A 379-nucleotide genomic window follows, 5' to 3' on the forward strand; every position below is an offset into this window, starting at 1 on the left:
TTAACATCACTTATCCAACGGTTCTCTCGTCCAGATAATTTCTTTAAACGTCTTTTAGCTGACTTAGTTCCTTTAGCTTGCAAGGTGGCACGAAGTTTTTGATATTTAGCACGTTTACGCATAATTGCTTGGCCGTCAAAAAAGGCAGTCTTGCCTTGTTCATCATAACTAGTAGCTAAAAAGCGTAAACCACGGTCAAGACCGACAACGTGTTTTACAGTTTGTTTATTAAAATCAGCGACTTCCTTAGTGGCTGAAATATGTAAATACCATTTGCCACTGGATTTAAGTAATTTAGCTAAACCAAATTTCCAAGTACCGTCAAGGTACTGATTGAATCCACGACAAATAGGATCAACTTTGACACGACCATCAAGGG

Annotated in this window: 1 protein-coding gene; it reads right to left on the reverse strand. The window is 38.5% G+C overall.

Translation table 11 applies throughout. The annotated features are described in order from the left end of the window. On the reverse strand, positions 1-379 hold a 379-nt coding region (locus tag FC55_RS09675; RefSeq protein ID WP_155512837.1), incomplete at both ends, for a transposase.

Source organism: Ligilactobacillus salivarius DSM 20555 = ATCC 11741 (assembly GCF_001435955.1).
Classification (GTDB): domain Bacteria; phylum Bacillota; class Bacilli; order Lactobacillales; family Lactobacillaceae; genus Ligilactobacillus; species Ligilactobacillus salivarius.